We start from the raw sequence: 4,951 nt of genomic DNA on the forward strand, positions 1-4,951 counted from the left end.
GTACGCGGCAACCAGTTGAACTCCGATGGGCAGGCCGTCCCGGCTGAGTGCCAGCGGCACGCTGACCGCGGGATTGCCCGAGATGTTGAACGCGGCGGTGAACGGCCCGTACTCGTAGATGCGGCTCAGCCAGGACCGCACGTTGTGCGCGGGATCGTCGTAGTCGAGGGTGCCGTGCGGTTCGGGCGGCCGGGCCAGTGTCGGCGTCACCAGCAGGTCGTGGTCGAGGAAGAACCGGCCGATCGGGCGGGTCACCCGGTGTTGTGCGTCGATCGCGGACAGGACGTCCAGAGCCGTGCTGCTCCGCGTCTCAGCCAGGGTCTGGCGCGAGACGGCTTCCAGCCGGGAGGTCCGAGGTGGCCAGGGTGCCCGCAGGATCGCCGCGCCGGTGGAGATCACGGCGAGCGTCGACGCCTCGATGATGTCCTCGGCGTCGAGGGCCGGGGCCGCTTCGATGACGGTGTGCCCGATCCATTCGAGCAGCTGACCCGCCGCGATCGCGATGTCGACGACCCCGGCGTCCACCGGCGTGCCCGACCACGGCGCGGTCATCAGCGCGACCCGCAGGCGGCCGGGGTTCACGCACAGCTCGTCGGTGTAGGGCCTGGCCGGCGGCGCCGCGGGGTACTTGTCGCCGACCGGCGGCGCGCTCACCGCGTCGAGCAGGGACGCCAGGTCCCGCACCGACCTGCAGAGTCCGAACTCGACGATCTGTCCGAACCCCGCCTCGCCAACCAGTGGGCCGCACGGGGTGCGGCCCCGGCCCGCTACCAGCCGACCGACATGCTCCTCGCTTTCCTCGATCAGCTCTGACCCGACGACCGTTATGCCGCGTCCGATCCGGACACCTTGCCTCTTGACCACCGGCCACCCGGAAGGACACGGCATGACTGCGAGCCCGTCATAAGGACGCTAATGCCGAGGCCTGCATTAGCGTCCTTTCTTCATGAATCCCGTCTCGTCCAAGACAAGTACCCCGTCGGGCTCGGACAGATTCTCGACGACGTACGATCGGATGACGTTACGTACGCCGTCGGCGTCCCAGGCGTATTCATTCAGCAGCCGCTGCATCTTCTGCGGCCCCCGGTCCTTGGCGTGCTCGGCGAGCGTCCACCCGTTCTTACGCTCGTTCTTCGACAACAGCCCGTCCAGGTAAGCCTACGCCTGCGCTCTCGGCTGGTCGCCGGGAAAACAGTGGGCGACACGGCCGAACAGCTCGACAAGCCCGGCCTCCCACTCCGTGACGTCGTCCAGGGTTATGCTGCCAATCGCGGCCACCGCGTCTTCCTCGTTTTTCTTCACCGAGCCGAGAAATCATGCGGTGGCCGCCCGCGCATCGCGCCACGCCGACGAGCCGGAAAGAGACCACACGGCGATCACTGTGGCTGTAGTTCTAAATCATCGAGGCGCGGAGATGGAGACCAGAAAGGTAACTCTGCGGGATCTTGCCATAGCGGGTGGCGATGCCTCGCCAGGCCTTCAGCTTATTGATCAGACGCTCGCCGGTGTTCCGTTCCGTGTACAGGTCTACGACCGGCGCGAACTGGCATTCCGGGGTGGGTCTCTACGAACGTGGTTCGCGGAGTGTGGTCGGATCGGTGGCCGGCCGGGGAAGGTTCAGGGCTGCGATTTCGGCTTGGCGTGCTTCGGTGACGGGTATGCCCCAGGCTGCGAAGAAGCCGCGGAGGTCGGCGTTGGCGGTGATGCTGGCGAAGAGGGCCAGGTTGTCGTAGGCGGGCTGCGGCGGGTAAATGCGGTAGCCGTCGGATTGGTACTTTTCCCGGGTGACCTTGTTCATGCGTGGCCAGAAGTCGTCGCCGAAGGCGAGCCGGAGCTGTTCGAGCGCGGCGAGGTATTCGAACGGATCCAGATCGGTGACTTTGAAGGACGGCGTGTTGATTTTCGCCAGTACCTTGTCCCAGATGTCCTTGCCCCCGGCGTCTGTCTCCAGCAGTCGGGAGCGCTGACCGAAGGCGCGTTGCACCGCGAGCGACGCGATGTTGACGGTAATCTCGATGAGGTCGTCCCAATGCAGGTAGCCGAACATCTGGTTCTGGTGGCCCAGCTCATGCCACATGCCCCAGGATGTGCCGAGTCCTGCCACGGTGAGTAGTTCGGCGCCGTATTCGACGGCGTAGGTGGTGTAATAGTGGGCCGCATGGGCACTACCAACCCCGCTCCGGTTGCCAAGCGTGAGGTGGAATCGCAAGGGTGCTGGTGTGTGCAGCGGCATCGAACCGTCGAGCCCGAGGACCGCCTCCTCGACCGAGACGATCTTCTCGTAGGTCTCCATGAGCGCGTTCTGGTCGACGTCCTGGTATTTCAGGGCTACCGCGCGGTCCACGGTGACGATGACGCGCTTGGAGGCCAACTCGGCCTGGGGCGCCTGCGTCAGGGTCGCGAGCATGTTCCGGTACTGCTCCGGGGTGGTCTTCCCGTGTTCGAAGAAGGGGGCCTTGAGCACCCCGGACCGGAACGTCACCTCGGCCCGACGCCCGACGCCCGTCATCTGGAAATAGACCATCCCGCCGGCCGGGTCGGTCACGTAGTTCAGACCGTCGTGGAGCGGGTACGGCCGGGATTCCATGTAGGTGCGGAAGTCCGGGTGGGTGTCGGGCGCTCCGATATACAGCGTCGGCTGGCTGTCGGCGGCCAGGTTCACCAGACGGAGCCGCAGTTCGAGCCGGTTTTCCGGGGGGAGGTAGAACCCGGTGGGCTGCCGGTCGCTGTTCTGGTACCAGTTCCCGACTCTCTTGATCGCCTCCCTGGTGTCCGGGGTCCCCCAGAACGTGGAGTACGCGGCCCGCTGGTAGAAGCTGCGGATACCGGTGGACCCGTCGGCCTGCGGCACCAGCACGAAGCTCTGATATGCGTTGCCCGCGTACGGTGTGGCGCGTACGTACTCGTCCGACATCGTCAAGGCCGTGCCGTAGTAGTTGTTGCGGATACCCACGGACCCGTCGGCCTGATCCACTATCCAGAAGCTCTGCCACGCGTTGCCCGTGTACGGTGTGGCGCGCACGTCCTGGTCCGACATCGTCAGAACCAGGTGAGTATAAGGGTTGCGGATGCCCACGGACCCGTCGGCCTGGTCCACGATGTGGAAGCTCTGCCACCCGTTGCCCGCGTACGGTTCCGGCCGCACGTCGGGGTCGGCCATGGTCAGGACGATGTCCGCCCCGGATATCGACGTGCCCTCATCGGGCGCCACCGTCGCGGTCCCGTCTGGCGGCCTGGTGCACGTACCGTCTGATTCCATGAAGAATCCCCTCCCACTGTGAATATGGTTTCTCAACGAGACAGCCGAGCTGATGAACCCGGTCGCGGCGGCCGTCAGCCGCGCACACACATTTCCAGCCGGTGGTCGGCCGTGAGCCCGCGTGACGGACCCGCTATTCAAGTCGCGCTCGCGCTCGCGCACTGCACTGCACTGCACTGCACTGCACCGGTGATATTCGTCGCTGAGATATCGGCGTGATGAAACGGTCCCGCCGCAGCCGATATGAACCCGGACCCCCCGTCAGGTTCCGTAACCGCAATCCCGCATCTTGCGGGACGCACGGCAGAAGATTCCCGCACCAACCCCGAAGACAGCAACAACACCGCCGGGTCAATTTCTGCCTAACCCGATTTGAGGGCATGAGATAGTCCATCCCGGACCAATCAATGCATACAAAGCGTGACCAGAAGCGCTACTTTACGTAATCGTCTCGCGGTAGGTGTCCTTCATCGACCGGCCAGCCCACCCCGACCCCTCTCACCTCGGCGGACCTGCCGGCCAAGCATCGTGGGCCCGACGGTCAGCGAGCCGTCCCGGCAACTCCACCCTCGAAACGGACCCGCCGAACCGCCGACGATCGGGACTCTCCGTGACTCCAGTCGATCACATAACGTGATGATCGCCGGACAAGTCAGTAGAACGGACTAGCCAGGCACGTCTCAATATAGGCATTCTGATCTACTCGACACCGCCACGCGACGCCTTAAAGGGCGGGTTCAAACGGTCATAGCGACGATACGGTCGCCGGTCGGTGCGGATGCGCTGACAATGGTGCGGACATCTTTCCTCCGGAGCCGTCTCGGTCGATGTACGGTCTGGTAACCGATTTGTCGCCACGGACGCCACCAGCGACGGGCCGCAGGGGTGCCGGGCGACGTCGAGAAAACCGGCTACGGCGATCCGAAGAAGCCTTCGCCTCACTGCACGCGGCCGCTGTCGCCGTACGTGCCCTACCGACCACACACTCGGCGCCGAAGCCGCTTGGTCGTGGAGAAAGACTGTAACCGTGAACGACCCGCAGCTCAGCCTGCTCGTCCTTTACACCTCCGACGTCGCCGGCTGCCAGGCCTTTTACGAAAGCCTCGGTCTGGTGTTCACCGCCGAACGCCACGGGAACGGGCCGAAACATGTTGCCGCCCGCCTCGCCGGCGGCAGCGTGCTTGAAATCTATCCCGCAGGCCGGAACGGATCCACTGGAGCACTGCGCCTCGGCTTCGTCCTCTCGACCAGCCACTTTCCGCAAGCGCGTCTTCCGCTAGGTTAGCACCTGCTCCGTGACCCCGACGGTCGCGCTGTAAACGTCACCGTCTCTGGCTGACACGTTCGACCTGTTGGTGGAAAGCCGGTGCGCCGGAGAGTGGCGACTGCGACGCCCCCACCCGGGCACGTCGTGCCTACCAGAACGCCCATCCCGCGTGTTGGCTCCGGTGAACCGCGTCGCGCCGAAGCCTGAGTCGTCTCCCCGGTGGAAGAACAGGTGCCCGGTGAGCGCGCTGCCCTCGCCACCGCCCTCTTCCACATGCCTGGCCGGACACCAGGACAGTGGACCTCGCCGACGCAACCGACACGCCTGCAGCGCCTGAGCGGATCAACAGCGTGCGTACCGGCTTTTCGCTCTGACATCGAATTCGAACGCTCGTGACAGGGAACCAGAACAAACACGCTCGAAGC

The 4,951-nt window shown here is 65.1% G+C and carries 3 protein-coding genes and 2 pseudogenes; 1 reads left to right on the forward strand and 4 read right to left on the reverse strand.

Annotation, left to right across the window (positions count from 1 at the left end):
• The 4 genes and pseudogenes from U9980_RS15935 to U9980_RS15950 form a co-directional block, all read right to left on the reverse strand.
• Window positions 1-864, reverse strand: an 864-nt coding sequence (locus tag U9980_RS15935) for an amidase family protein (RefSeq protein WP_322768641.1), incomplete at its 3' end; no start/stop codon positions are given.
• Window positions 865-933: 69 nt separating this feature from the next.
• Window positions 934-1,254: pseudogene (locus tag U9980_RS15940) on the reverse strand (transposase); the annotation flags it as partial.
• A gap of 139 nt (window positions 1,255-1,393) precedes the next feature.
• Window positions 1,394-1,528: pseudogene (locus U9980_RS15945) on the reverse strand (IS5/IS1182 family transposase); the annotation flags it as partial.
• Window positions 1,529-1,564: 36 nt separating this feature from the next.
• A complete protein-coding gene (locus U9980_RS15950; protein WP_322768642.1) occupies window positions 1,565-3,259 on the reverse strand; it encodes a M60 family metallopeptidase in 1,695 nt (564 codons plus the stop codon).
• Window positions 3,260-4,286: 1,027 nt separating this feature from the next.
• Here U9980_RS15950 and U9980_RS15955 point away from each other — a divergent pair.
• A complete protein-coding gene (locus tag U9980_RS15955; RefSeq protein ID WP_322768643.1) occupies window positions 4,287-4,544 on the forward strand; it encodes a VOC family protein in 258 nt (85 codons plus the stop codon).
• Window positions 4,545-4,951 lie beyond the last annotated feature (407 nt).

It is taken from the genome of Protofrankia sp. Cr1 (assembly GCF_963555865.1).
Taxonomy (GTDB): Bacteria; Actinomycetota; Actinomycetes; order Frankiales; family Frankiaceae; genus Protofrankia.